The sequence below is a fragment of the Treponema vincentii genome (assembly GCF_010365865.1).
GTDB lineage: Bacteria > Spirochaetota > Spirochaetia > Treponematales > Treponemataceae > Treponema.
This window is the reverse complement of record NZ_CP048020.1, coordinates 2392927-2419816: the sequence shown is the minus strand read 5'-3', so window position 1 is coordinate 2419816 and position 26890 is coordinate 2392927. Positions and strand designations below refer to the sequence as shown.

21 protein-coding genes and 1 pseudogene are annotated in these 26890 nt (G+C 43.7%); 16 read left to right on the top strand and 6 right to left on the bottom strand.

Translation table 11 applies throughout. The features are described 5' to 3' along the window. Window positions 1-2 precede the first annotated feature (2 nt). From GWP43_RS11285 to GWP43_RS11230, 12 genes are all read left to right on the top strand, one after another. On the top strand, window positions 3-2246 hold the full coding sequence (locus GWP43_RS11285; protein ID WP_162664238.1) for a DEAD/DEAH box helicase: 2244 nt from the start codon (window positions 3-5) through the stop codon (window positions 2244-2246). A 106-nt stretch (window positions 2247-2352) separates the two neighbouring features. Continuing rightward, the gene (locus GWP43_RS11280) at window positions 2353-5112 is read left to right on the top strand and encodes a DEAD/DEAH box helicase (RefSeq protein ID WP_203232409.1); all 2760 of its coding nucleotides are present in this window, start codon (window positions 2353-2355) and stop codon (window positions 5110-5112) included. Between the two features lie 93 nt (window positions 5113-5205). Then, complete coding sequence (locus tag GWP43_RS14275; RefSeq protein WP_203232408.1) at window positions 5206-5442, top strand: DUF2726 domain-containing protein; 237 nt, start codon at window positions 5206-5208, stop codon at window positions 5440-5442. 176 nt (window positions 5443-5618) lie between these two features. After that, complete coding sequence (locus tag GWP43_RS11270; protein WP_162664237.1) at window positions 5619-6203, top strand: flavin reductase family protein; 585 nt, start codon at window positions 5619-5621, stop codon at window positions 6201-6203. A 257-nt stretch (window positions 6204-6460) separates the two neighbouring features. Then, the gene (locus tag GWP43_RS11265) at window positions 6461-7696 is read left to right on the top strand and encodes a dicarboxylate/amino acid:cation symporter (RefSeq protein WP_162664236.1); all 1236 of its coding nucleotides are present in this window, start codon (window positions 6461-6463) and stop codon (window positions 7694-7696) included. Between the two features lie 27 nt (window positions 7697-7723). Beyond that, window positions 7724-9091 carry a CCA tRNA nucleotidyltransferase gene (locus GWP43_RS11260; protein ID WP_162664235.1) on the top strand — a complete coding sequence of 456 codons (1368 nt, stop codon included), beginning with the start codon at window positions 7724-7726 and terminating at the stop codon, window positions 9089-9091. Window positions 9092-9266: 175 nt separating this feature from the next. Beyond that, window positions 9267-9881, top strand: a complete 615-nt coding sequence (locus tag GWP43_RS11255; protein ID WP_162664234.1) for a TetR/AcrR family transcriptional regulator — start codon at window positions 9267-9269, stop codon at window positions 9879-9881. Window positions 9882-10023: 142 nt separating this feature from the next. Then, window positions 10024-10254, top strand: a complete 231-nt coding sequence (gene vapB, locus GWP43_RS11250; protein ID WP_162664233.1) for a type II toxin-antitoxin system antitoxin VapB — start codon at window positions 10024-10026, stop codon at window positions 10252-10254. Then, on the top strand, window positions 10254-10655 hold the full coding sequence (vapC, locus tag GWP43_RS11245) for a type II toxin-antitoxin system tRNA(fMet)-specific endonuclease VapC (protein ID WP_162664232.1): 402 nt from the start codon (window positions 10254-10256) through the stop codon (window positions 10653-10655). The genes vapB and vapC overlap by 1 nt, the downstream gene beginning before the upstream one ends. 72 nt (window positions 10656-10727) lie before the next feature. After that, a complete protein-coding gene (locus tag GWP43_RS11240) occupies window positions 10728-11174 on the top strand; it encodes a hypothetical protein (protein ID WP_162664231.1) in 447 nt (148 codons plus the stop codon). Between the two features lie 107 nt (window positions 11175-11281). Beyond that, window positions 11282-13060 (top strand): ABC transporter ATP-binding protein, encoded by a 1779-nt coding sequence (locus GWP43_RS11235; RefSeq protein WP_203232407.1) that lies wholly within the window; start codon window positions 11282-11284, stop codon window positions 13058-13060. Next, window positions 13057-14823, top strand: a complete 1767-nt coding sequence (locus GWP43_RS11230) for an ABC transporter ATP-binding protein (RefSeq protein WP_162664230.1) — start codon at window positions 13057-13059, stop codon at window positions 14821-14823. The genes GWP43_RS11235 and GWP43_RS11230 overlap by 4 nt, the downstream gene beginning before the upstream one ends. A gap of 296 nt (window positions 14824-15119) precedes the next feature. Here the strand turns inward: GWP43_RS11230 and GWP43_RS11225 are convergent, their stop codons facing one another. Next, the gene (locus tag GWP43_RS11225) at window positions 15120-16055 is read right to left on the bottom strand and encodes an NYN domain-containing protein (protein ID WP_162664229.1); all 936 of its coding nucleotides are present in this window, start codon (window positions 16053-16055) and stop codon (window positions 15120-15122) included. 122 nt (window positions 16056-16177) lie between these two features. Then, window positions 16178-17477: pseudogene (locus GWP43_RS11220) on the bottom strand (NCS2 family permease). 481 nt (window positions 17478-17958) lie between these two features. Here GWP43_RS11220 and GWP43_RS11215 point away from each other — a divergent pair. Then, complete coding sequence (locus GWP43_RS11215; RefSeq protein WP_230977694.1) at window positions 17959-18825, top strand: hypothetical protein; 867 nt, start codon at window positions 17959-17961, stop codon at window positions 18823-18825. Window position 18826: 1 nt separating this feature from the next. Here the strand turns inward: GWP43_RS11215 and GWP43_RS11210 are convergent, their stop codons facing one another. Beyond that, on the bottom strand, window positions 18827-19453 hold the full coding sequence (locus tag GWP43_RS11210; RefSeq protein WP_162664228.1) for a diacylglycerol/polyprenol kinase family protein: 627 nt from the start codon (window positions 19451-19453) through the stop codon (window positions 18827-18829). Between the two features lie 24 nt (window positions 19454-19477). Beyond that, window positions 19478-20827, bottom strand: coding sequence for a magnesium transporter (mgtE, locus tag GWP43_RS11205; protein WP_162664227.1), 1350 nt, complete (start codon window positions 20825-20827; stop codon window positions 19478-19480). A gap of 112 nt (window positions 20828-20939) precedes the next feature. Here mgtE and GWP43_RS11200 point away from each other — a divergent pair, with 112 nt between their 5' ends. From GWP43_RS11200 to GWP43_RS11190, 3 genes are all read left to right on the top strand, one after another. Beyond that, entirely contained in the window at window positions 20940-22166 is a 1227-nt protein-coding gene (locus tag GWP43_RS11200) for an exo-beta-N-acetylmuramidase NamZ family protein (RefSeq protein ID WP_230977693.1), read from the top strand. A 245-nt stretch (window positions 22167-22411) separates the two neighbouring features. Further along, on the top strand, window positions 22412-23860 hold the full coding sequence (locus tag GWP43_RS11195) for a hypothetical protein (RefSeq protein WP_230977692.1): 1449 nt from the start codon (window positions 22412-22414) through the stop codon (window positions 23858-23860). 85 nt (window positions 23861-23945) lie between these two features. Beyond that, window positions 23946-25187 (top strand): hypothetical protein, encoded by a 1242-nt coding sequence (locus GWP43_RS11190; RefSeq protein ID WP_162664224.1) that lies wholly within the window; start codon window positions 23946-23948, stop codon window positions 25185-25187. Between the two features lie 170 nt (window positions 25188-25357). Here the strand turns inward: GWP43_RS11190 and GWP43_RS11185 are convergent, their stop codons facing one another. Together GWP43_RS11185 and GWP43_RS11180 are read right to left on the bottom strand one after the other, a co-directional pair. Continuing rightward, the gene (locus GWP43_RS11185) at window positions 25358-26179 is read right to left on the bottom strand and encodes a nucleotidyltransferase family protein (protein ID WP_203232406.1); all 822 of its coding nucleotides are present in this window, start codon (window positions 26177-26179) and stop codon (window positions 25358-25360) included. Continuing rightward, window positions 26176-26889 carry a nucleoside-triphosphatase gene (locus tag GWP43_RS11180; RefSeq protein ID WP_162664223.1) on the bottom strand — a complete coding sequence of 238 codons (714 nt, stop codon included), beginning with the start codon at window positions 26887-26889 and terminating at the stop codon, window positions 26176-26178. Before GWP43_RS11180 ends, GWP43_RS11185 begins: the two co-directional genes overlap by 4 nt. Window position 26890: the final 1 nt, after the last annotated feature.

The window sequence follows — 26890 nt, the reverse complement described above, 5'->3', positions numbered from 1 at the left end:
CGATGGATATTTTTAATCAATACGCCCCTTTTATACAGGATTATATTTATCGCTCCGGCTGGCAGGCGCTTCGCGCGGTGCAGAATGCGGCGGGCGATGCTCTTTTCAATACCGATAACAATGTGCTGCTGACGGCATCCACCGCCTCCGGCAAAACCGAAGCGGCGTTTTTTCCAATCTTGAGCCTCTTATACGAAGAGCCTGCTGCCTCGGTGGGAGTGTTGTACATCGCTCCGCTCAAGGCGCTCATCAATGATCAGTTCGGACGGCTGAACGAGCTTTGCGAGGAAGCGGGAATCGCTGTAACGCGATGGCATGGTGATGCGCCGCAGAGCCAAAAACGGAAGCTGCTCCGTAAACCGGCGGGGATTTTGCAGATCACCCCGGAATCTCTTGAAGCGCTGATGATCACCAAGCAGAGCGAAATACCCTCTTTGTTCCATGACCTACGGTTTATTGTCATTGATGAAGTCCACTCCCTGTTGCGTGCCGACCGCGGCGGGCAAACCTTTTGTCTGATCGAGCGGCTCTGCCGGACTGCGGGCTGCAATCCCCGGCGGGTTGGGCTTTCCGCCACACTCGGTAACCCTGAAGAAGCGGGAGCCTTTCTTGCTGCAGGCAGCGGGAGAGAAACGGCTATCCCCAAATGCGACGGCGGCAAAGAGGTGTGGCGGCTTTCGATGGAACACTTCTTCAACACGGAACCTCAAGCTGACGAAGGCAAGCCCATCACAGTAGAGGCGCTTACCGTAGAAGCCGCGACGGATACTGCCCCCAAGGCTGCCGATCCGGGGATGGGCTATATCTTTGAGCATACCCGCGGTAAAAAATGCCTCGTGTTTACCAATTCCCGCGAAGAGTGCGAATCCGTATGCCAGCACCTCCGGCAATACTGTGAAGTCAACCACGAACCCGACCGCTTTTTAATTCACCACGGCAACCTTTCCGCTTCGTACCGCGAAAGTGCGGAAGAAGAAATGAAGGATGACGACTCGCTCATCAGTGTGTGCGCTACCGCTACACTGGAGCTGGGGATTGATATCGGGAGGCTGGAGCGGGCATTCCAGATTGACGCACCCTTTACCGTTTCCGGTTTTTTACAGCGTATGGGACGTACCGGACGGCGCGGCACTCCTTCGGAAATGTGGTTTGTTATGCGGGAAGATCATCCCGAAGCGCGGGCAATGTTGCCGGAGATGATTCCGTGGTATCTCATTCAAGGAATTGCACTTGTTCAGCTTTATATCGAAGAGCGCTTTGTGGAACCGCCGCGCACGGAAAAGCTGCCCTTCTCCCTGCTCTATCACCAGACCATGAGTACGCTTGCCTCCTCAGGTGAGATGACACCGGCAGAGCTGGCCTCCAGAGTACTGACCCTGTCGGTATTCCGCCGCATCACTCAGGAGGACTTCCGTACCTTGCTCCGGCACCTTATCACTATTGATCATATTAACCGCACGGAAAACGGCGGGCTGATTGTCGGGATTACCGGAGAGCGGGTTGTCAACAATTATAAGTTTTACGCAGTGTTCCAAGAAAATATCGAATACACGGTGCGTTCCGGTTCCGAAGAGCTGGGAACAATCGTCAAGCCGCCGCCTGCGGGCGAGAAGATAGCCATTGCAGGCAGAGTGTGGGTAGTGGACGAGGTGGATCACCAGCGCCGCGAGGTATACTGTACGCTGGTAAAGGGGAATATCCCTGCGTATTTCGGTGATGTGGCAGGCGATATACATACCCGTATTTTGGAACGGATGCATACTGTCCTTGCCGAACAGAAAAGCTACCCGTACCTGATGCGCCATGCCGTGTGCCGATTGCAGGAAGCGCGGAATACGTTCAGCAAGGCAGGGATGGACACTCACCCGCTCATTTCCCTCGGCGGCTCTATGTGGGCGCTCTTTCCTCAGCTGGGCAGCTATGCTTTTCTTGCGTTGGAACGTTTTCTCAAGCTCCGCTGCGGTGCACGGCTTGGGATCAAAGGCTTGAGTCCGTCCAGACCGTACTACCTACAGTTCACCATGCAGGTAAGCGCACAGGAATTCTATCGCATTATTGCCGAAGAAGCCGCACAAAACTTTGATCCGCTGGAGCTTGTGTACGAGAACGAAGTTCCCGTCTTTGACAAATACGACGAGTATGTTCCCTCTGAGCTGGTGCGCAAAGGATTTGCCTTAGGAGTGCTGGATATCGCCGGAATGAAGCAGCGGGTGCTGGGATGGAAGGGAAATATGGAGAAAACATAATATGAAACACAGACCAAGTTATACAATAAACCTGTTTAGAAACGGAAGTTGCCGAACAGGTCTAATATGTCTATACTTCTAAGTAAGAGCAATATCGGATACTCTTATGAATAGCATTACAAGACAAATTTTTCGTGCAGTATATGAAGGAAAGTGGCTCTATGTTGAGTACTGCAATAAAAAAAGTGAGCAAGTTTCTCGATTCTGGATAGGAATAAAAGACATTCTCAAAAATAAGGACGGAACATTGTACACTTTACAATGCAGTGGCCTCCATCTTCATACGTATACACTTGCAGATAATATGTTGCTTTCTGTAGAACGTATACTATCGGCAAGTATTGTAAATGGTACATATATGCCGATAAATCAACATCTTGTTGACGATATTGATTGTAATCCTGCAAAGTATGAATTACTATTTGATGGCTCTGCAAACTTCAAAATTCTCAATTACCTTGCGGATTGCAATAAATTTGAAAGTATTCCGTCATTAAACAATGATTTTTGCCTCATAGAAAATTTAGATGACAATGTCCTCCTCAGTAATCCACAAGAATATTGCTTATCTGATACGCAGTATCGAGAAATTGTTGATGCGTTTAATAAAAAACTGAATATAAAGCAGAAAAAACATCAAATGGAGGGGCAGCTGTGTCTAAATAAACTAAGCCTTTATACCCGGAAAGGGCTATATGTACTTGCGTATCGTGAAATATTTTTAAATGTCGAAAAACATACATTAGAAATATCAAACGAAATTTCTTTTAATAAAGAATTCTATATGAATGCCGATTCGGACGACGGTAAGATTGAAAGTATTCGTCGCTTTCTTGAACCATGTGAATTATATCTACTCAAAGATTTTGATAAAAACTTACAAAAAATTGAAAACATCATTCAGGAAAAAATTTCAAAAGGAAAAATAGATGATCGTCCGTATTTTTTATATTTACAACGAAATGTCAAAGTCAATCTTGAAAAAGAATACGAATCGATTCTGACTATGTATGAAACCGGTAAGGTCTCCATTCCAATACGTGCATTCTTCGGAGAACTGCATAGTATTGAAAAAAATGAAAATGATATACCGATAACATTACTGAATAAAAAAATAAATCTTGATCAGCTGCTTTCCATACACAATGCAATGCATAGCCCTGTATCGTATACACAAGGGCCGCCCGGAACAGGCAAAACCAATACAATAATAAACACTATTATCACCGCATTCTTTAACAATAAAACGGTTCTATTTTCTTCGTATAACAACCATCCAATCGATACTGTGTTTCAGACTTTAAGTTCACTGCAATATAAAAGGCACTCCGGAACTATCGATATTATACCATTTCCAATTCTCCGCCTTGGCAGTAATGAGAAAGTAAAAGAAGCATTAAACTATATAGAAACGCTGTATCAAAAATGTTCAAACATTACAATATATAGTACAACACTTGAACGAAATAAATACGATACGATAGAGCGAACAAAAAAACTATCGACATTGTTAAAAAATCATCAAGAAACGGTAGAACTTGCCGAACGAAAAGATACACTTGAAGCAATGCTTGAAAAAAACACAAGTATGGAAATGCGGCTTGTTTTGGAAGGACAGCAGCTTAATGCAATCAGAAAGAAACTTAATGAAATCCCCAAGGTTTCCGATCAGGATGCTCTTAATCTTTTGGAAAATGATGAAAATGAGTTTCTAAAATATCTTTATTATATATCAGCAAGATATATCCAACAGCTATCAGAACCGGAGTATGATGATCTTCGTCTTATTTTAAAACTTGAAAAAGAGGAAGAACGCATTACGGCTTTTAATAAATATACATCCGTCGATGATAATATTTGCAAACTGCAAAAGATTTTTCCGATTATTGCAACTACTTGTATTTCGGCGCATAAACTCGGCAGTGGCAAACTTTGTTTTGATTGCACTATAATTGATGAAGCCAGTCAGTGTAATACAGCTCTATCACTTATCCCGATTATACGCGGTAAAACGCTTATGCTGGTAGGTGATCCGCAACAGCTTAATCCGGTAATTACCTTGGATGAGAATATCAACAAAGCATTAAGAACAAAATACGGTATTTCTGACGATTACGATTATATTACAAATTCAATCTATAAAACTTTTTTAGCAAACGATTCAATCAGCGAAGAAATCTTACTTCATAATCATTATCGTTGTAATAAAAAAATCATTCAATTCAATAATGAAAAATATTATAACAACCGGTTAAATATAGTATCAGAGTCTACGGTTTCGGAACCATTGGTATTTTATAATGTTGATAGTACAAGAACTAATTTTAAAAATACTTCCAAACAAGAAGCGGAAGCGATTGTACATTATATAAAAAATAATCCTGATAAAAGTATCGGGATTATTACTCCGTTTAGAAGTCAAAAGGAACAGATAGAATTTTCAATAAGGGAAGCTGGTATCAATCCAAAAAAATACAGTTGCGGAACGGTTCATGCATTCCAAGGCGACGAAAAGGATGTTATTCTATTCTCACTCGCATTGACCGATACCACTAATAATAAAACTTACGAGTGGTTAAAAAATAATGGTGAGCTTATCAATGTTGCAACATCCCGTGCAAAAGATCGCCTTGTGATATTTTCAAATAATACTGTTCTTAATCAGCTGCACCGGAATGCAGAGAAGACAAAATCAGACGATATCTATGAACTTGCGGAATATGTAAAAGCAAAGGGCTCATACAAGATAACAAACTGTACAAATGATTCGCGAGCACTTGGTACAAAACCGTATAAAACGGAAACAGAAGACGCTTTTTTGGAAACATTGAACCATGCACTTTCAATTATTTCTTTAAAAAATTAAAAATACTGCGTCGAAACAGAAGTACAAGCTTCGCATATTTTTAAACCGGGGACGGTTCATCGGGACTATTTTTTTCGATGCAGTTTTGATTTTGTGATTTATAAAATCGGCTATAGAAATAAGAAAGAACCAATCCTTGCGATTGAATTAAACGGACGAGAGCATTATAATAATGCGACCATAAAAGATAATGACACGAAGAAAAAAGATATTTGCAAAGAGCAAGGATTTACCCTTATTCCTGTAGAAAATTCTTATGCTCGGCGGTACAACTATATCAAAGATATATTAGTCGGATATTTTGGTCAGGCGCCCGATTCATATAAGTAGACAGATTGTTAATGGTGTATATAATTAGTCCATCGGTTGGTGCACCGAGTGAGACGGCAAGTGCGACTTTTCTTTCTGTCAGAGCTTTGCCTTTTGATCCGTATGCCCAGCCATTTATTTATAATCTCTATGCGAACATGCTGTTAAAAAAACAAGACAGCGTATAGGAGGACACAATGCAGAGCCATACAAAAAAAGAGCTGGGAGTTCATCCGTTTTTATTCCCGATGCCCGTACTCATGATAGCGACTTACGGTGAGGATGGAAAAGTTGATGTAATGAATATGGCATGGGGCGGTATCTGTGCAGAAAATATGGTTTTGATGAATCTTGATGAAAAACATAAGACTGCGGCGAATCTCAAGTACAAAAAAGCGTTCACCCTCAGTGTTGCGGATATCCCTCATATCGAGGAAGCGGATTTCTTTGGTATTGCAAGCGGAAATACGATGCCGGATAAATTTGAACGCAGCGGCTTAACGGCGGTTAAGAGCGCCAAGGTAGACGCACCGATTATCCAAGAGTTTCCCCTTACGCTTGAGTGCAAAGTAGTAGAGATAAAAAATGCAGTGTTCGGCTTTTACGTTGTCGGGGAAATCGTCGGAGTTCTTGCAGATGAGGCTGTTTTAAACGAAAAGGGCAAAGTTGAACCGTCAAAGCTCAATGCATTCATTTTTGATCAATTCCAAAACGGCTATTATGCCATCGGAGAAAAAGTCGGCCAAGCATGGAAGTCAGGCGTAGATTTGATGAAAAAATAGCTTGATGCGTTTACCTTCCTTTTGTGCAAAATTTTATCCAAAATTTCGCACATTTTTCCAGTAGACGGGTAAACGCATCAGGGAAATAGCTCCAATTCTGCAAAATATATAGGCTGGGAGACCATTTGAGCTGCGTAGCAGCGAAACTCTGGTTGAACAGCCTATATATTTTGCAGGGCTGTCATAACTACCTGATGCGTGTACCCGTAGCGTGCTGGCGTTGACGCAGTACAATCTTTGGGTTACACTCAGTCGTTATGAAAATTTGGTTGAAATATTTTATCGGTATTGTGCTGGGGGTGACCTTTGCTCTTGTCGCCGGTGCTGAAAATACGCTATTTGTACAGGCTGTAGACTTTTTATCAAAAGCAGCGATACAGTTCGGAAGGTATGCCCTCTATCCGGCAGTTTTTTTCGGATTTACGCTCAGTATCTTTGAATTACGTGAAAATAGAAGTCTGCTCAAAGTTGCGATTATTACAAGCCTCATTATCTGCGGTGCCGCATTATTATTGTCCTGTATCGGATTAATATCCGTACTTATTCATACACCCGCTCGTATACCTATTTTTGTAGAAGGCATATCCGATGTACAAGTTCTTGGTGTGAAAGAATCGCTATTACAATTACTTCCTTCCAGCTCGTTCGAAGCACTGATAAATGGAACCTATATCCTACCGCTTTGCATTTTCGGTGGGTTTGCAGGAGCCGGCTGTGCCGTTGACAGAAATATTGCGAAGCCGACCATCACGCTTATCGATTCCTTGGCGCGGATTTCTTATGCGGTACTGGTCTTTTTTGTGGATATGCTGGTATTCGGTATGGTAGCCGTTTCGTCCTACTGGGTAATTAAATTTCACGAAATGCTCTTGACTGCGGTTTTTGCCGATTTTGCAATTCTGCTTATTGTCGATTTGTTGATTATCGCGCTTGTTATTTATCCCGCATTATTGAAAATCTTTTGCCGCGATATCAATCCGTATCGAGTTCTCTATGCAAGCCTCGCACCCATGATGGCAGCTTTTTTTTCACAGGATACCCATGTTGCGCTCAGTGTATTGCTGCGTCACTCCAACGAAAGCCTCGGTGTACGCCGGCGCATTTCCTCCGTTGCCCTTCCTGTTTTCTCTAATTTTGGAAGAGCGGGTTCGGCTTTAGTCATTACCGTTAGTTTTGTTGTGATTTTAAAATCTTATTCGATTAATGTATTTAGGATAGCTTTTAGCGATATATTTTGGCTTGTGGGATATGCCTCTCTCTTTTCATGTTTGCTCGGACGGTTTTCTATCGGGGGAACATATATTGCGCTGACCTCCTTGTGTATGCTTTACGGACGAGGCTTTGAGTCGGGGTATTTGATTTTACGTCCGGCTGCGTTTTTTATCAGCTCCATCGCGGCAGCAATTAACGCATTAACTGCAATAACGGGAACCTATATCACAGCGTATCGATTCAACATGACCGGCAGAAAAGATTTACGATTCTTTATTTAACCGAAGCCGGTATTGAAGTGTAAAATTATGGAACAAAAATTTCCCGTTTCTTCTCTGCTCAAAGAAATCAGCGGATATTTCCATGAAGCGGGCTTTTCCGCATATCTCGTAGGAGGGGCTGTCCGCGATTTTTTCTTAAAGAAAAAAGCAAGCGATTGGGATATTGCAACCAATGCGCAACCGCAGGAAGTAATGCGCTTATTCCGGCGGACAATTCCTACCGGAATAGAACACGGTACCGTTACTATCATCTATAAAAATAAGCATATCGAATGTACAACTTTCCGTACCGAAACGGATTATATCGACGGACGGCACCCTGCAGCGGTTGCATATACGGCAAGTATAGAAGCAGACCTTGCCCGCCGCGATTTTACGATGAATGCCATTGCAGTTTCTCTTCCTGACGGAGAAATCGTCGATCCCTTTAACGGCAGAGCGGATATCCGTGCAGGGCGGATTCAAACAGTCGGGAATCCGCTCGACCGATTTTTAGAGGATGGCTTGCGTCCCGTCCGTGCTGTCCGCTTTGCAGCGCAGCTCGACTTTACCGTCGATGCAGGAACATTGCAAGCAATCCCGCAGGCGCTGCATATCACCAAAAAAATTTCGATTGAACGATTCCGCGAAGAGTTTACAAAAATGCTCAGCTGTCAAACCCCGCTTACCGGCTTGCGGCTAATGGAAAGCACGGGGCTGCTGAATCTCTTTATTCCGGAACTGATGGAATGCCGTGGCATCGGGCAGGGAAGCTATCATCACTTTGATGTACTCGACCACAGTTTTCTGGTGTGCAATGCCTGCCCAGCAGGAATGGAACACATCCATATCCGGCTTGCGGGACTTTTCCACGATATCGGGAAGCCCGCTGCCCGCAAGGAAGCGGTGGACGGCAGCTGTACCTTTTACCGTCATGAAGCTATTTCCGAGAAAATGACTCGCAGCATTATGCGACGCCTGAAATACTCCAATGCCGAAATAGAAAAGACTGCTCATTTAGTTGCCGAACACATGTTCCATTATGATCCTTCATGGACTGACGCCGCTGTCCGCCGTTTTATCGTCCGCGTTGGGAAAGAAAATATCGATGATTTATTTGCGTTGCGAAAAGCGGATGTTTTCGGGCTCACCGGTACGTATGCAGAGCCGAACTTTCTTGTAGAATTTACGGCACGGATTGATACGCTCCTCAAAGAGGACGGGGCGTACAGCCTTAAAGATTTAGCGGTTAATGGAAAGGATCTAATGGCTATCGGTATCCCGGCGGGGAAATGTCTCGGTCTTGTTTTGCATGATCTTTTGGAAACGGTATTGGATGATCCTGCGCAAAACACTAAAGAGGCGCTCTTACCCATTGCCGCAGCGCTCTATGAGCGGATACAACGGTTTCAATAGGTATGGGTTAGCATTTTTTCCCTACAGTCTGTTTTATACCCTCCGTTAGATTTGAGAGGTGACAAGGTGCAAAAAACGGTATCAAAATTGAAAGATATTAAAGACATGACATCTTTCAATCGGTCTATCGTAAAACGATAGTTTCGGAAGATACCGATTAGCATTGGAGTACAATATGAACATATCCGACACACAGAAAAAAATATTGGAAATCGGCAAACAGGAATTTTTGCAGAAAGGTTTTAAGGATGCATCATTAAGGAAAATTGTAGCGGATGCCGGTTTTACGCAGGGGGCATTCTACGGTTATTACCCCGATAAGGAAGCATTATTTACCGCGCTGGTATCCGAAGCGGCAGACGGTTTGGTTGAACAATTCAAACATGCGCAAGAAGCTCATTTCGATTTAATCGAAAAAAGTGAAACGCAATTCAGCAGGAAACTGTCTACGGAATATCTGCAGATTTTCGTAAACTATATTTATGATAATTTCGATGCATTTAAACTCGTAATTTGCCGGTCTGCCGGAACAAAGTACGAGCACTATATTCACGATTTAGTTGAGCTTGAGGTATCCGTCACCGAAAAATACTACCGCCTTTTACGAAAGCGAGGAAAGCTTGAAGGTGTTGTGAGCCGTGAACTGCATCACATGATTACAAGCGCCTATTTTACCGCCGTGTTTGAAACAGTTGCTCATGATATGTCTCGCAAAAAAGCGCTTGAGTATGTAAAAGAATTAGCCGTCTTTTTTAACTGCGGTTGGGACGGTATTTTAAAGCTAACGTAAGATTGTGAAGTGGTGTCGCTGTAAGCAATACTATTTTGAGATATGACCGATGATGCATATGCAAATCTCGTATATAGGATCAACTAAAGATTGACATGCGTAAACATCTGTGTATATATTATCATATATACGGAGGATTATTATGGTTTGTGCAAAAGTCTTTATGAGTGGGAACAGTCAAGCGGTGAGGATTCCAAAAGAATTTCATATTGACGATACAGAACTCTTTATCAAGAAGATTGGAACAACAATAATTTTGTATCCTCAAAATCGTCCCTGGGAAAATCTTAAAAAAAGTTTATCGGAATTCTCTGATGACTTTATGGCGGAAGGGAGAAAGCAACCTTCATTGACAGAAAGAGAAGCATTTTAATGTATTTGCTGGATACGAATATTTGTATTTTTCTCATTAAGAATACATTTCCCGTTCTCACTAAAAGGATTTTTGCGACAAGCGGTAATGATCTGTTTTTATCGTCTATTTCAATCGCTGAAATGGAATATGGAGCCTCAAAAAGTCAGAACAGAGAAAAAAATCGAAAGGCTTTATTAGACTTTTGTGTTGATTTTAATATTCTTGATTTTACGGCAGAAGATACGGAAACATATGGTATGATCAGAGCGTATCTTGAAAAGGAGGGGAGCGTTATCGATCCGTATGATATGCAAATTGCAGCCCAAGCTATGACAAGAAATTTAATCGTTATAACAAATAATTACGATGAATTTGCTAGAATTCCCTGGATAAAAGTAGAAGACTGGACAAAGAAATAGGACAAACCAAAACAGCCGATTCAACTTAACATTGTGGTGCAATATCTAACGGCTAGTGTTATGAGGAGTACTATGCGTTTTATAATTGAAACAAAGAAATCAAAGGATGAGATTCTGCAAATTATACGTGGCAATACTTACATAAAAACTTCTGTATTTGATTTTCCCAAAGGAGACAAATATTTTGAAGGGAGCGTATCTGAAAATTCATTTAAAATTTGTAGATGTATACATTATCGAAATTCATTTTTACCTTTGATAATTGGAACTATTGAAGCACATGAGTATGGTTCAACAATCAACATCAGAATGAGAATGGCTATCTCTGTTATCGTTTTTTTAGTTGTATGGTTTACCGGCGTGCTTGCGGGATGTTTAATAGTTCCATTCGCCGGATTTCCTATGCCGGCTGCTTTAGTCCCTTATATCATGCTTGTTTTTGGGATTTTGCTTGTCATAATCCCAAATAGAATTGAAGCTAAAAAGGCAAGAGAAAAGTTAGAAGAGCTTTTAACATAAGCTTAAACGAGAGTTTTTCCTACCACCCTCCACTCCCTTGACAAAGTTGCTCCTTTTCTATTTTATATCACTGATATATATCATTGATATAAATTGATGATGAAAGGATGGAAAAATTGTCAAAAACCGGTGAACATACTGCGGAAAAAACCGCTTTACAGTATCTATTGGAGCTTGCAAAACCCTGTAAGAGGCTGCTCGTCACTTCCGTGATTTTTGCCGTATTGGGCGCAGCTGCGGGAATTATACCATACCTTGCCGTGTCCCGCCTTATCATTCGGATATGCGCACGGGATTATACCCTACAGGCAATTTTTGTAACGGCACTTATTGCACTTGCCGGGTATCTTGGGCAGCTCTATCTGTCTACACTTTCTACGATACGTTCTCACCGTGCGGCGTTTACCGTGCTGAAAAACATCCGTATGCAGCTGACGGCAAAGCTCTCCCGCGTTCCGATGGGTTTTATACTGGATACCCCATCCGGTAAATTCAAAACAATGCTGGTCGATACGGTAGAAAAACTGGAATTACCGCTTGCTCATATCATACCGGAACTGACGGCTAATCTGCTGATTCCTTTTTTAATGTTAGTCTATTTCTTTTATCTTGATTGGCGCTTAGCGCTTACCGCTTTTGCAACTTTTCCGCTCGGCCTTATTTGTTATATGGGGATGATGAAGGACTACGAAAAGCGGTATGCAAAAGTTCTTACGGCAAGTAAAAATATGGATGCCGCAACGGTTGAATACATCGGCGGCATCGAAGTGATAAAAGCCTTTAATCAAAGCACCGTATCATATCGGAAATATACTGAGGCAATAGCGGAAAATGAGAATGCGAAAGCGGAATGGTTTAAAAAGACCAATCCTTACTACGCTGCGGGAATTGCAATTGCTCCTTCCAGTTTATTAGGTGTGCTGCCTCTCGGCTGTTGGTTTTTCATACACGGGAGTATATCCGCCGGAAGTTTTATATCGTGTATCATCTTGTCGCTCGGTCTTATTGCACCGCTCATTCAGGCGCTGCGTTACACGGACAGTCTTGCAATGGTAGACTCTACCGTAAAAGAAATTGCGAAATTGTTGGAAGCGGAAGAAATGAACCGTCCGAAGAATGGTGTGCCCATTAAAGAAAATACTATTGCATTTTCTCATGTATCGTTTGCATATAGCGATACGGAAGTTTTGCATGACATTTCATTTCAAGCGGTTCCGAATGGGATGACTGCATTTGTCGATCCGTCCGGTTCGGGCAAATCTACCATTGCCCGCTTAATCGCCTCGTTTTGGGAAGCAAGCAAAGGTTCGGTTATGATAGGCGGCTGCGATGCACGGAACATTCCGCTTTCGCAAGTGATGGAGCGAGTTGGCTATGTTTCACAGGATAATTATTTATTCCATTTATCCATTCGGGAAAACATACGGATTGGGAAACCGGACGCTACGGATGCCGAGATAGAACAGGCTGCAAAGAAAGCAAGCTGCCACGAGTTTATCAAGGCACTTCCTCAAGGGTATGATACGGTCGCAGGAGACGGAGGGAATAATCTTTCCGGCGGAGAGAAGCAGCGCATTGCAATCGCACGCGCAATACTAAAAGACAGTCCCATCATTATGCTGGATGAAGCGACCGCTTTTACCGACCCCGAAAATGAAGCAGTCATTCAGCGTTCTATCGGAGAACTGGTTGCAGGAAAAACATTGATCGTCATTGCGCATCGGCTTTCGACTATCACGATGGCAGATAAAATTATCGTTATGAATCACGGACGCATTGAATCGGAGGGTAGGCATCAATCGCTGTTGGAATCGTGCGAACTGTATCGCACACTGTGGAATGCGCACATCAGCGTAAGCGATAAAAAATCTGGGGAGGCTGTATGATTACTATGTTTAAACGATTGTTGCATTTTTCAGGTGCGGAAAAAAGAAGATTGATACTCTCTTTTATTTTTCATATCGGTAATTCGTTTTTTGAGATGCTTCCCATTATGGCAATTCTGACGGTTCTCTCCGGAATCCTTTCCACCATTTCAGGAAATGGGATGTCGTACAAAACGATTTGGGTATCGCTCGGAATTATGCTGCTCAGTATTGTGGGCAAAATCGTTTTTATCAATATCGCTTCTATAAATAGAACATTGGGAAGTTTTGCCATGTGCAGCGAGTGGCGGATGAACCTCGGTGAAAAATTAAAGCGTGCACCGATGGGGTATTTCAGTGAGCACCGATTAGGAGACATTACCGCTGCGGTTACCACCACACTCGGTGATCTTGAAACAAGTGCGGTAACGGTGCTGGAGGCGGTCGCAGGCGGATTTATTCACGCCTTTGTTATCAATGTATGGCTGTTTGTTTATGAATGGAGAATCGGATTGCTGATGCTTGCCGGTCTTTTAATTTCGTTTTTGATTTATGCAAAAACTCAAGCTGCGGGAGAAAAATATTCACCGCGCAGGCAGGCGGCGCAAGCACAACTGGTAACCGGTATTTTGGAATACATTCAAGGGATGACGGTGGTAAAAGCATTCGGACTCGGCGAGCAATCCGGTAAAACGGTTGATGCAGCAATCAGTGAAAGCGCAGCGGCAAATATCATTTTGGAAAAGATTTTCTCCGAACTCGCGGCTGCTTTTCAAACAATATTCAAAGTGGTTAGAGCGGCAATACTCATTACAGCCCCCTATCTTTTAATGCATGGAAATATAACACCGAAAAAATGTTTGTTGCTGACTGTCGCAAGTTTTATGATTTATGCAACGGTGGAACTTGCCGGAAGTACGGCCGCTGTTGCACGGGTAGTTGATGCTTCTCTTGACCGGCTGGAAGAAATATCGGATATGCCGTTATTGGATGAAAACGGTACGGAGCATATTCCGAATAATTATGACATTACGGTTCGGAATATTTCTTTTTCTTACGATAGAAATGATACAAAAGAAGTGATACGGAATGTCGATTTTACGGTGCCGCAAAAAACAAGCTGCGCGATTGTCGGACCGTCCGGTTCGGGAAAAACAACACTGTGTAATTTAATTGCGCGCTTTTGGGACGTCAGTCAGGGTGAAATTTTACTTGGCGGTATCAACGTTAAGGACTACACATGCGACAGTCTTTTGAAAAATTTTTCTATTGTGTTTCAGCGCGTATACCTGTTTGAAGATACGATAGAAAACAATATCCGTTTCGGTAGGCCGGATGCAACGATGGACGAAGTGATTGCCGCAGCAAAAAAAGCCTGCTGTCATGATTTTATCACTGCACTGCCGGACGGGTATCAAACTAGAATCGGAGAAAACGGCGCAACACTGTCGGGGGGAGAAAAGCAGCGTATCTCCATCGCGCGGGCAATTCTCAAGGATGCGCCTGTTATTATTTTAGACGAAGCGACTGCCAGTGTCGATCCTGAAAATGAACACGAGTTGCAAACAGCTATCGAGGAGCTGACAAAAAATAAAACGCTCTTGATGATTGCGCACCGTTTAAATACGGTACGCAAAGCGGATCAAATTATTGTGCTTGACGAAGGACGTATTGTGCAACGGGGTACTCATGCCGAACTTATGAAACAGGCAGGGCTATACCGGAGATTTGTCGGCATCCGTGAAGAAGCAATCGGGTGGAAGATTGATCGGAGAGAACGTTAGGAATGGGTGGCATAGACGGCTTCACTTTTTTCGAGATATTTTTTTAGGAGGTTCTTTGTAAGAAGCGTTCCTCCTAGTATAAGCTTTGATAACAGGTCGTAGCCATAAAAAACATGTCGAATATCAGAGTCATACTGAATTTATGTACCTACAGTAACAGTACATATACACCGTACTGCATATTAATCCCACAGTCAGCGGTTTGTAACGTCTTATTTAAAAATGAAGATAATAAGAACTTGCGAAAACAGGTAAATATTTGAGAGCTACCTAATAGCAGTATACAACAAACTCGTTTATCGTAGTTCCACGTCTGTTGCCTTGCCGTTTCTTTCGGCAAAGTTCTCTCCGTCAGCGTTCGGTTCCTTAAACACCTTGAAGCGTACCTGCATTCCTTCCGTAATCTTTTTACGACGGGAAGATTTGGTAAGGTTTGTAAGACCAAAGTAGAAATCGCCGTGATCGACAGTTTCGATAATTCCCCAGTTTCCTTTAAAGCGTTTAATGGTGCCGCTTAACGTATCGCTTTTTTGTTGTTCTTTCGCTTTAATCCAATGGTTAGGCGGAACCAGTCTATCGGTTGTCATTTCATATTGATCGGGAAAAGCTTCAAGAATTTCTCGTAAGGTATTATGGTTATAAGATCGGGGATCAAATTCCGGCATACTCCGTCGGATGGATTTGCCTAAATCGGAAAGACTGACCCATCCGTCTTCTGTCATTCGTGAGTTTTTATAGGCATGGTTTAATAATTTTTCCAGAGAATCGAAGGGAGAATCTTGACTCTCCTCTTCAGGGGTTGTTGCACTATCGAGGTTTTCCAGATATTTAAATTCATTACAAGCGTTTACCCAAAGAGCCTTAGCATTTTGTTTCCCAATACCGAGAACATAAAGCCCGTACTCCCGCAATTTAAGCGCAAGGCTATAATAGTCGGAATCAGTCGAAACGATGCAAACAGCATTAATACTTTTATTGGTGTTGGCAAGCTCAATAGCATCCATAATGATAGTATTATCGGTTGCATTTGGCCCGTTACGAAATTGTTGTACCGGACGAATGGGGATCTTTTCAAGCCAATTTTTCCACCCGTTCATATTCGGTGTTGTCCAGTCTCCATATAAACGTTTTATCAATAATTCGCCTTCTTTAGAAACTTCGGTGATAATGGCTTCCAAAAAACTCGGCGGAATATTGTCGCCGTCGATCAGTAGTACATATTTTCTGTCCATACAGATATTGTATCCTTATTTGTATATTTTTCAAGGAGGCGCTTTTTGCTGTAAGAAAAAAAACGGACACCCATACTCTATATGAGTGTCCGAGATGTGTATAGTTTTAACTGTAAAACAGCTTAATGGAGAATAATCCTCAATAAGAAGATAACAAACAATATCCAGCTGATAATCGGGATTTGCTTGAATTTACCTGTTATGGCCTTCAAAATAACGTAGGAAAGAATGCCATACACAATACCTTCGGCAATGCTGTAGGTAAACGGCATCATAACGATTGTCAAGAACGCAGGAATACCTTCCGTAGGATCTTTGAAATCGATTTCGGCTGCGGCACTCAGCATCAGGAATCCGACAATGATAAGCGCCGGTGCAGTAGCTGCTGACGGAATCAATAAGAAAAGTGGCGAGAAAATCAAGGCAATTAAGAAAAATACACCGGTTGTCAACGCGGTTAAACCGGTTCTTCCTCCGGCCGCTACGCCGGAAGTGCTTTCGACAAAGCTGGTAACGGTAGAAGTTCCCAGCATAGCACCGAAAACCGTACCGATAGCATCGGAGAGCAATGCCTGCTTTACCCGTGGGATATTTCCGTCTTTGTCGATAAGTCCTGCGCGGTTGGTAACGCCGACTAAGGTCCCGACCGTATCAAAAAATGTCAACAAACAGGAATGAAAAGAATACCGTAAAGAACTGGAAACTGAAGATATTGCTGAAATCGAAATTCCAGAAAACCGGAGCTGCCGGAGCGCTTACGATAGACCAATTTTCCCATCCGCCGAACGGTGCCGTAACACCCATTGGAATACCGATTACGGTAGTAATTAAAATTCCAAGGAGAATTGAACCCGGAACATGTAGAACGTACAGAATTGCAGTAATAACCAGACCGATGAGTCCCAATAAAGCAGCTCCTGAAGTAACGTTGCCGAGACCGACTAATGTCGCAGGATTATCAACGATGATTTCCGCATTTTTCATACCGATTAATGTGATGAAAAGGCCGATACCTGCTGCAACCGCTTTCTTCAGATTGATCGGGATTGATTCAACAATCGCTTCCCGTACATTGAAAAAGGACAGCAAAATAAACAGTAAGCCTTCGAGGAATACTGCCGTTAATGCTGTTGCGGGTGAATACTTCATTCCGATAACAACAGTATACGTGAAAAAAGCATTTAAGCCCATGCCGGGAGCAAGCGCGACAGGAAGATTGGCAAGTACGGCCATTATCAAGGTTGCTATTGCCGCAGATAATGCGGTAGCCGTAAATACACTGCCGGGATTCAAGCCTGCATCGCTTAAAATGAGCGGGTTGACGGCAAGAATATACGCCATTGCAAGGAAAGTTGTTAATCCTGCAATGATTTCGGTACGCACATTCGTTTTGTGCGCTTGAAGCTGAAAGAGTTTTTCCATAAAGTAGCCTCCTTTTAGAATAAATGAGTACCAGTCAGCATTTCTATTAGTGTATCACGGAATAATTGTTTCCGCAAGAAAATTTTTTTTTTGCTTCCTTATTTTTTTTTAGGCTATATTGTCAGAATAAATGCATCAAGCCGTTTTTTGTACCTCCGTGTACACTTTTCAACGTCGAGTTTTTGCTGCGCAAAAACGTCGCTGCTGCGCGGAACCACGGACATCCCCGCCCACGAATGTACATCCGTGTACATTCGTAGGCTGCAAGTTTGCAAGCAAACTTGTTACTTCTTGAAACCACCGCCATCCGTGGCGGTTCTGAGATACGTTGAGGATTGTTTGCAGTAGCGGCACGGATGCCGCTGGTTATATCAGAAGCGATGTTTCAGCGATGCTGAAACTCGCTGCCAAAAGTGTACAAGGATGTACACTTTTGGCAAGGCAACGAAGTAGATGCGTCGTATATTTTCAAAAGGTATATTTGACAGAACTAGGCGTTTCCAACTATACTAATCACGATATGACAATAGCCGGACGTAATAGAATCTTAATTTTCGGTATTTGTATTACTGCGCTCATGGTAATCGGAAGCATAAGCTGCTGTATTGTTATTGTTGCGCATAATTTGCTTGCGAAGTTGCCGACAGTCTCGGAAAGTACTTTTCAGTTATTTAGACTTCCGTTTTTTGCCTATAATAATTATGCAGCCATGATCGGTATCGCAGCATTTCCGCTAATAGCATTGGCACTGCTTGTTTGTATTTTCTTTCTTTTCGAAAAAACTCATGCTCTTGAGATTTCTTTTTTTGGCTTGTTTATTTTCGCACTGTCTGTTGAAGCGTTACAGCTCCTTTTTCCGTTGCAAGAACGGTATCCGCTATTGACCGTTTTTATGGCTTCCGTTGCACGGATTATTTTCTTCTTTCGGTTTGGAGCCTGCTTGGCGCTTTTAACTTCAAGCCTCTTTGCCCATAAAACTTTTACGCGGGAAACGGGATCTATTATTTTCTTGCTGAGTTTTATCGCGTTTGCATTGTCTCATGTTATTCCGATCGATACCATTCAAGTGGTCTCGTTTTTCTCATTTTCTCGCTCCTATCGCTATCTCCTTTATTCCTTTAGTGGGATTGTCTGCGTATTGGCAGTTGTATCGTTTTTGTTGGTCGGCATTTATCGCAGTATTACCGAGTATCGGAAGGCTGCAATTCAGCTGTTGATAATGTTAATTGCATATACGCTTTTACTGTATACCGGTTCCTGGTTTTTTACTGTCTTTGGCATTGTAGCTTTGCTAGTAGGTGGGGGCCTTTTCCTCAAAGCAATTCATCAGTTTTATCTGTGGCAATAGCTTACGCATGGAGCAGTAAGGCAAGAAAACCGATAGCAACCGGTATCAAAAGGTTGTCATAATCTTTTAGGGGCAGCATTTCGATACACGCCCCGGCAATACCCAATACAAGGCTTTTCCAAAACTTTCCGCTGACGGCAAAGGACGAAAGGAACACAGCGGCAAAGCAGGTTACACTTCCGGCAACGGTCTTATCTTTAAAAAAAGCTAAGTGAATTTTTCCAAAACGCTTTCCGACAAGGCTCGCAAGGCCGTCCCCGAAAGCAAGTGCAAATATTGCAATTTTTGCCGTATGCATGGGGAAAAACAAAAGTGCGGCAAGCACTCCGGTGGCAAGTGTTAGCGGTCCCAATACGAACCGCCCTTTATCGCGTGCCCGTGATGCGTAACGAGTAATATGCGCAATGATACCAAGCTCATAGCCGCGCATACGAAAAAATTCTGAGATACAGTAGAGCAGCGTGATAGCAACAATAGCGATAATCGTAGGCGTATACCAGTGTTCGGCAAATACAACGGTTAAAGCAGAAGACAGATGAATGGTTTTCCTAAACACTTCAACCAACAGTTCCTCTACGGAGGCAGTTTGAGAGAATGTACGGTATCGGAAGCGTTCAAACCATTTCATATAATCCCAATATACTATTAGCCTTTAAAACAACAGGAACTTTGCGATTCTAAAATAAACGATAAGGCTGACCGCATCTACAATCGTGGTGATGAGCGGGCCTGCCATAATAGCGGGATCCATGTGGAGTTTTTTTGCAAGAATCGGTAAAAGTCCGCCGGTGAGTTTTGCAATAGTAACGGTTACAACAAGCGTTAGCCCGACACTTGCAGAAATCAGAATCGGTTTTCCGTCCAAGAAATAAGCCTTTACAAAAATAGTTAGCCCGAGCAGCGCACCTACCATAATTGCGATACGGAGTTCCTTCCATAATACTTTACCCCAGTCGCGCAGCTGAATTTCGCCGGTAGCAAGACCGCGGATAATCAATGTCGATGACTGGCTGCCCGAATTTCCGCCGGTATCCATCAACATAGGAATAAATGAGGTGAGTATGGTAAGTGTTGCCAGCAGTTCGGTGTAGTGTTCGATAATCTTGCCGGTAAAGGTTTCCGAAACCATCAGGAGCATCAGCCAGCCGATACGGTGCTTGGCGAGTGTAAAAACGCCGGTGTTCAGGTATGCGTCTTCGGACGGCTGCATAGCGGCCATAATCTGGAAGTCTTCGGTAGCTTCCTGCTCCATAACATCCATGACGTCGTCAACGGTGATAATACCGATCAGCCGTTTTTCCGCATCGACAACGGGCAGGGCAAGAAAGGCGTACTTCTTAAAAACCGCGATAACGCTTTCTTGATCATCGTGCGTGTTCACATAGATACATTCGCTTTCAAAGATATTTTCAATAAGCTCCTGTTCGGGCGCCAACACGAGTTCTTTTAATGAAACGATGCCCTCAAGTACCCTGTTAGCATCGGTTACATAACAGGTATAGATCGTTTCTTTTTTAAGTCCCGTCTCTCTGATGTAGTCCAACGCCTGTTTTACCGTCATCGTCTTTTTAAGGCTGACGTACTCAATCGTCATCAGGCTTCCTGCGGAATCGGGAGGATATTTGAGGAATTGATTGATGAGCTTGCGTTCTTCTTCGCCGGAGTTCGCTAATATTTTCCGTACTGCGTTTGCCGGCATCTCCTCTACAAGGTCTACGACGTCATCAAACGCAAGTTCGTCCAAAATAGGACCGAGCTCTTTATCGGTAATCGATGAGATAAATGCGCTTTGCTGTTCACTCGAAAGGAGTGCGAATACTTCGGCTGCAAGATCCTTGGGAAGCATTCTAAAGAGGAATACTGCATTTGCCGCATTTTCTTTATCCAATATTTCAGCGACATCAACCGCGTTCATCTCGGCGAGTTCCGCAATTAATGCCACGTAGTGCCTATTGTCGAGCAGCTCTTGAATCCGCTCCATTTCCTGCGTCTTATCTTCCATAGTTAAGCCCTAGTATACTTAAAATGGCCGGTTTCTGCTATACCGGTTTAAAAAAATGTATAGGTACTCTATAATGCTCCCAATGAGAAATATATTTGGGTCGAATCTCCTTATGAAAATGTCTGTATGCCATTTACGCCAACTAAAGGCAGCGGCGGTATTGTTCTTCTTGTTTTGTATTGTATGCCAAGAAGCCGTTGCAGAAAATCGGTTAAAATTGGGAATTGAACAGTTGCCGCAATATCGTGCCATTTTTGCCGGAAAGCGAGTAGGACTGATTACCAATCAAACCGGTATCGATTCCGCGGGAACGCCCTCTGCGGTGCTGTTGAGCCGGTCGGTGCAGCTTACGGCGCTTTTTTCGCCCGAACACGGTATACAGGGCAACGAACGGGAGGGGGCATCCATCGGACACAGCGCCGATCCGCGAACGGGGCTGCCGGTATACAGCCTTTACGGAAATACCAAACGGCCGACGCCGGAAATGTTAAAAGATATCGACATTCTCTGCTTTGATATTCAAGATGTCGGAGCTCGTTTCTATACCTATATTTCCACCATGGCATACGCGATGGAAGAATGTGCGCGGTATAAAAAACAATTTGTCGTGTTTGACCGCCCAAATCCGATTGGTGGCACCGTCGAGGGGAATATGCTGGAGCTTGAATACCGTTCCTTTACGGGATATTTTCCCATTGTGCAACGGCACGGTATGACGGTCGGGGAACTTGCCTTGCTCTTCAACACCGAATACGGTATTCATTGTGATTTGACGGTAATCCCGATGACAGGCTGGGATAGAGAGACCTACTTTGACGAGCTGCCTCTGATATGGGTGCCGCCGTCTCCCAATATTCCGTCGCCCCTCACCGCGCTCGTATATGCCGGTGTCTGTTTATTTGAAGGAACCAACCTTTCGGTAGGACGGGGAACAACGATGCCGTTTCAATACCTTGGAGCGCCTTATATCGATGCTTACCGTCTAGCTGATCAGCTGAATCGGTTGGGCTTGGACGGCGTGCGTTTTTTGCCCGCATTTTTTACCCCATCGATTTCGCTCTATACGGGGCAGCTCTGCGGGGGAGTACAAATTGCCGTTACCGACCGCTGCAGTTTTTCGCCCGTTAAGACGGCAATTGCCATGTTCTACGAACTCAAGCACCTCTACCCCGACAAGTTTACGATAAACAATGTGGGCAAAAAATATTGCGGCCTCCATTTATTAACAGGTTGTACACAGCTCACCAATCCTTTGCAAACTACACAGGATTATTTTACCCGCATTGAAAAAGAGACAAAGCTGTTTAGCAACATCCGCAAGAAATATCTTCTGTATTAGTTAGTATTTTAGCAGAAGGACAAACGCATAAGACAGATAGCTTAAACACCGCATAAAAATTAAGGCTGTGAGACCATTTGAACCGCAAAGAGGTTCAACTCTGGTTGAGCAGCCTCAATTTTTATGCGGGAATATATCCGGTAAACGTTTTATGCGGTTACCAATCCTTCCTCTTGTGCTGAAATTATCGATTGTGCTAGTATACGACCATGGTTAAATGTCCTAAAAGATACATATTCGTTATAGTGTATGTGCTCGTAGCAGCGCTGCTCTCTGCCCAAATAGTAAGCGGTAAAAAAGATATCGCAGTTTTTAGACTTTCTCATTCGGGATATGTTCCCTCCGAAGTTGCCGCAAGAATAGATCAACGGATTATCGATGTTGTTACTTCTTTTAAACGGTTTAACGTAATCGGTATGGAGTACCGGCTCAACTCAAACAATATTGTGTCCTTTATCGATCAAATCAAAAGAATGAAAGAACAGCGGTCGGAAATTTCCGAAACCGTGTTATCAGGAGAAGAGGCTTTTACACGTGCCGATTGGGAACGGCTTACCGGAGCCTTTTTGGTATTTGCGCCCCGGATTACCGACTATGATGAACGTCTTATGTTTGAAGAAACTGTAGTTGAGGGCAAAAAAGTTATAAAAAAGTATTGGATAGTCAGAATAGAAGGGGCAATATCTATCCTTGACGTTTCCGGTTCCGCGAGTGAGCGGGTTATACCGCTATCCGTTAAAAAAGTCGCAAAACGGCGTTCCGATGCGGTTGACGAAGCAATCAGTTCTTTAATAAGTTCGGTTTATACGGCAATTAAATTTGAACCGGAGTTTGCATTGGCAAGCGGAGTACTTGCCGTTGACCATGAAAACAATACCGTTACAATCGAGCTGGGAAAGGATATCGGTATAAATGCAGGAGATGAATATATCCTGCAAAAATCCATCTCAGTTGCCGGAAAGCAGTCGGTAAAAGAAACCGGTTTGTTAATTATTTCGGAAGTACACGATACTTTCTCAGTTGCAAAAGTGATTTATGCAGACCAGCCGATTGTCGAAGGGGATTCTGTTAAAGAGCTTTTAGGATCCCGTATTCTACTGCAAGGATATGCAGGTATAACGGTTCCCATTACCGGCGTAATGACAAAAGACTCAAAGGAGTTTTTGCGTGTTCAGCCGACTTTCGGTATACGGGCTGTATACAAGGCAAATTTTCATCTCAGTATATCGGTCGGATATGAGTATGCCATACAACAACCGATTGGATCCTCCGCTGTATTGAGTGCAAAACCGATGCGGCTTACTCCTTTCGGAACAGGATATTTAGGTATCGGGGTTTATAATTTCTATACATCCCGTTTTAAGATTACACCGGAATTACAATTTTGCTTTTCGGGTACATCCGTTGCCGCGCAATCAAATTCAGCAAAGACTTATACCGTTACTGCAACTCAACTCGGCGGGAGGGTGCTTGTATCGGCAGATTACTTTATTTCGCGGAATTGGACGATAGGCGGTAGTGCCGGATTCGGCTATATGCATAATTTACTGAGTCCCGCGCAGGCGGCTGAAAAATTGAAAAAAGAAAGCCTATTTCCTCCGCCGGAACTCGATAAGGTTAATAATTATGCATGGGATGTTCTATCATCACACATGAACTTTCATGTTTTTATAGGAATAACCCGCAGGTTCTAGGCATGCACCTCAAGCTAAGGAAACTGTCAAAAACTGAAGTTTTTAGACAGCTGCCCGATATAACTCACACGATAAGGAGAAAACTATGAAAAGAAACATTGTATTATATGCACTGCTGTCGGTGCTTTTGACATCATGTACCGTTATGCCGCGGATTCCGCAGTACACAGGCAACAACCCTTATTATGCCGGTTCCGGAGAGGGATATACGTTTTTGGAGGCACTGACTCAGGCAAAAGCGAATACCCTGCGGCTTGCCGTTATCGACCTTATCGGAGAGACGGAAGAAATGCAGAATCGTAGTAAGTTACATTCCGCTTTTTACGCCGGGACAAGACCGAATGCTTACCTTGAAACCGACTATATGCGTATTTTGCGGCGCGATCAAACGTACCGTGGATACTATTGTGAGATCACCGTACCGGTAAAAATGGATGAATTACGCCGTACACTCGATATGATCGGTACCTATTCTGCAAAGGGCGGCAATATTCTATCGAGTCCTGAAGTACATGAGGCAAGAATCAAGAGCGAATTGCAAGGAAATAATGTCGGATTTATCACACAGTATGTCGATAGTATGCTGTATATGGTTGTTCCAAATCAAAAGGCAAAAGATGGGAGTACATTTTCCAAGTCTGCCGTCAACATGGCGAATAAATACCTGCTTGACAATGGGTACCGTGCCGTTGATTATGCCGCGGTAGAAGCATTAAAATCAGATAGTGCTACGCTGTTTACTCAAGAACCTGATACGGCTGATCTTTCGGTTGTACAGTGGATTGCGCAAAAACTTGGCGCTGATGTTTATATTGAAGTGGACGGTTTTGTGCAGGGCGGCCGAGAAACAGGCGGTTACTATGCTCAAGCTGAAGTTAACTTGAAAATGTACAATCCGTCTACGGGAGAATTACTCGGCGCTGTACCCTATAGCAGTCCTAAGACGTTCGACCGCGGAAGTACCGAAGCTGCGGCACAGAACGCGATAAAGTCAACGGTCTTTAAAGCAATGAGTGTTGCCGTTGATCAAGCGAAAAAAGCATTGGTGCGGGATTATGCACAAGGTATTCGGTATGAAATTACTATTAACAATAGTTCCGACAGTAAACTGATGAACAAGTTCCGAAATGTATTGAACACTAAAGTCGAAACAATACGGGTTGTGTATCAATCTACCGCTCAAACAAAGTACGCAGTACAATATTTCGGCAGAGTGGAAGATATGGAAAATATCGTCTACTCGGCAGCAGAAAGTGTTCCCGGCATGGAAAGTATTTCACTGGTTATGATCCGGGGTAAAACACTCATGTTCCGGTTAGGACGGTAAAGGAACGTCGAAGGTATACCTTCCTTAAAATTGAACAACTGAACAAAGTATCAACTTTGGAAGTTGTTCAATTAGTACGCGATAGCGTACATACAATCTGCGATGTTTGTCGGTAGGCAAACTCGCAGTGTTTTTTAGCCGCGCGATGTAAGCGGCTGAAAATAAACCTTCTATATTTCGCTGCAGTTGCCCTGTGTGTGCTGATGCACATACTCTTCCGCCCGTTTAAAGTCTTCAGGCGTATCGATGTCGAAGGCTTCCATTTCGGAGCGGAGCGGGGAGGGTAGAATCAGATCAGGGTGAGCGTTCATCACGGTTCTGCCACCGATACTTCCGTCCAAGCGGCTGAGCTCACCGGCTAGTGCCGCCGGAAAGATAACCGGAGAACAGTGCTTGCCGTTAAAGGCCGCAGAAACAATGTGGTTGGGATTATTTTGAAAGACGGTGCAGAGGTCGCGGATACTGTCGGCTTGCAAAAAAGGCTGATCGGCGGTGCAGAATAAAAAGCCGCTTGGGTGATGAAGGGGAGCGGCTGTGTTTACTGCAAGAGCTTCCGCATAGCCGCGGCACGCAGCTTGTACTGCAAGAGCCGCCGAATGTCCCTGTCCCCGCGCCGGATCCGGATTAAAGGCAATATCACAGTGGAATGATTGGCGGGTTGCGTTGCCGGCGTCAAGGCTCTTTTGGCATCCGTTGTGCACAGGTGGTTTTTGCGTAGATTTGATTTGTGTCAGCTGCGCTATCATTTTTGTTATGGGCTGCTGTGTTTCGGCATTTACCGTGATCACCAGATGGGTAATACCTGCTTCAAGTAATGTTTCAATGACGTATCCGATTAAGGGTTTTCCGCAAAGCGGGAGCAGCTGTTTACAGCAGCCCATGCGGGTTGACAGTCCTCCTGCAAGGAGAATTGCAGTGGGGAGTTTGATGGGGCTGCCGGTATTGTTGTTTTCGGACACTGTCGAGATTGTTTGCATATTACTCGGCATCATTTGTTATCGTTTGGAACTCCGATTTCCGCAGTATCTAAAAATGATGCAAAACTTTGCGCTCGCCCAAGCCGTTCATACAGTTCTGCTCTATTTTGTACCGTCAAATGGAATACTACGGCTTCCGGCTTATGTTCCAAGACGGACAGAAAGCGAGTTCCCCGCGGCTTTACGACGCCGATGATATAATAGCGGGAGTCGGAAAGCAGATCGCATACGGTGCGGAAAAAGAAATCCGCCTCCGCTTCCATAAAGCCGAGTTCATCCATTAAGATTACCGGCAGGGTAGGGGACAGTGACGCTGCATCGCAATCGGCGTCGGAATGTTCGCCGCCAATCGAAGAAAGTATTACCTCCTTCGCTTGCTTCAAACACATAACCCCGAATGTATCAAATACCGGGGCAAAACCGACCGGTTTTTGCTGGGGACATATTCCGACTTTGTTGCCGGTTGTATACCGGTATCTTGCGGTACCGGTGACAACCTGATGCATATACACTGCACACTCCGGCGGCGCTTCTCTTTTTGTAATAAAGCCTGATGGCTGCAGGTTGAACTTTTGTATAAGGGCTGCAAGAAACGTAGATTTTCCGCAGCCCCGTTCGCCGGTAACAAAGAATATCCGTTTTCCAAGTTCCGAAACGATCGGCCTACCGGCGTCGAAATTGTCAGGATCATTGGAAGGTTTATTCTTGTGCGGCAATATGCTCAAA

Excerpts from the sequence above, each read along its gene's own strand:
- GWP43_RS11285 (WP_162664238.1), top strand. The coding sequence starts at position 3 with ATGGATATTTTTAATCAATACGCCCCTTTTATACAGGATTATATTTAT.
- GWP43_RS11280 (WP_203232409.1), top strand. The coding sequence starts at position 2,353 with ATGAATAGCATTACAAGACAAATTTTTCGTGCAGTATATGAAGGAAAG.
- GWP43_RS11270 (WP_162664237.1), top strand. The coding sequence starts at position 5,619 with ATGCAGAGCCATACAAAAAAAGAGCTGGGAGTTCATCCGTTTTTATTC.
- GWP43_RS11265 (WP_162664236.1), top strand. The coding sequence starts at position 6,461 with ATGAAAATTTGGTTGAAATATTTTATCGGTATTGTGCTGGGGGTGACC.
- GWP43_RS11260 (WP_162664235.1), top strand. The coding sequence starts at position 7,724 with ATGGAACAAAAATTTCCCGTTTCTTCTCTGCTCAAAGAAATCAGCGGA.
- GWP43_RS11255 (WP_162664234.1), top strand. The coding sequence starts at position 9,267 with ATGAACATATCCGACACACAGAAAAAAATATTGGAAATCGGCAAACAG.
- vapB (WP_162664233.1), top strand. The coding sequence starts at position 10,024 with ATGGTTTGTGCAAAAGTCTTTATGAGTGGGAACAGTCAAGCGGTGAGG.
- vapC (WP_162664232.1), top strand. The coding sequence starts at position 10,254 with ATGTATTTGCTGGATACGAATATTTGTATTTTTCTCATTAAGAATACA.
- GWP43_RS11240 (WP_162664231.1), top strand. The coding sequence starts at position 10,728 with ATGCGTTTTATAATTGAAACAAAGAAATCAAAGGATGAGATTCTGCAA.
- GWP43_RS11235 (WP_203232407.1), top strand. The coding sequence starts at position 11,282 with ATGGAAAAATTGTCAAAAACCGGTGAACATACTGCGGAAAAAACCGCT.
- GWP43_RS11230 (WP_162664230.1), top strand. The coding sequence starts at position 13,057 with ATGATTACTATGTTTAAACGATTGTTGCATTTTTCAGGTGCGGAAAAA.
- GWP43_RS11225 (WP_162664229.1), bottom strand. The coding sequence starts at position 16,055 with ATGGACAGAAAATATGTACTACTGATCGACGGCGACAATATTCCGCCG.
- GWP43_RS11210 (WP_162664228.1), bottom strand. The coding sequence starts at position 19,453 with ATGAAATGGTTTGAACGCTTCCGATACCGTACATTCTCTCAAACTGCC.
- mgtE (WP_162664227.1), bottom strand. The coding sequence starts at position 20,827 with ATGGAAGATAAGACGCAGGAAATGGAGCGGATTCAAGAGCTGCTCGAC.
- GWP43_RS11200 (WP_230977693.1), top strand. The coding sequence starts at position 20,940 with ATGAAAATGTCTGTATGCCATTTACGCCAACTAAAGGCAGCGGCGGTA.
- GWP43_RS11190 (WP_162664224.1), top strand. The coding sequence starts at position 23,946 with ATGAAAAGAAACATTGTATTATATGCACTGCTGTCGGTGCTTTTGACA.
- GWP43_RS11185 (WP_203232406.1), bottom strand. The coding sequence starts at position 26,179 with ATGATGCCGAGTAATATGCAAACAATCTCGACAGTGTCCGAAAACAAC.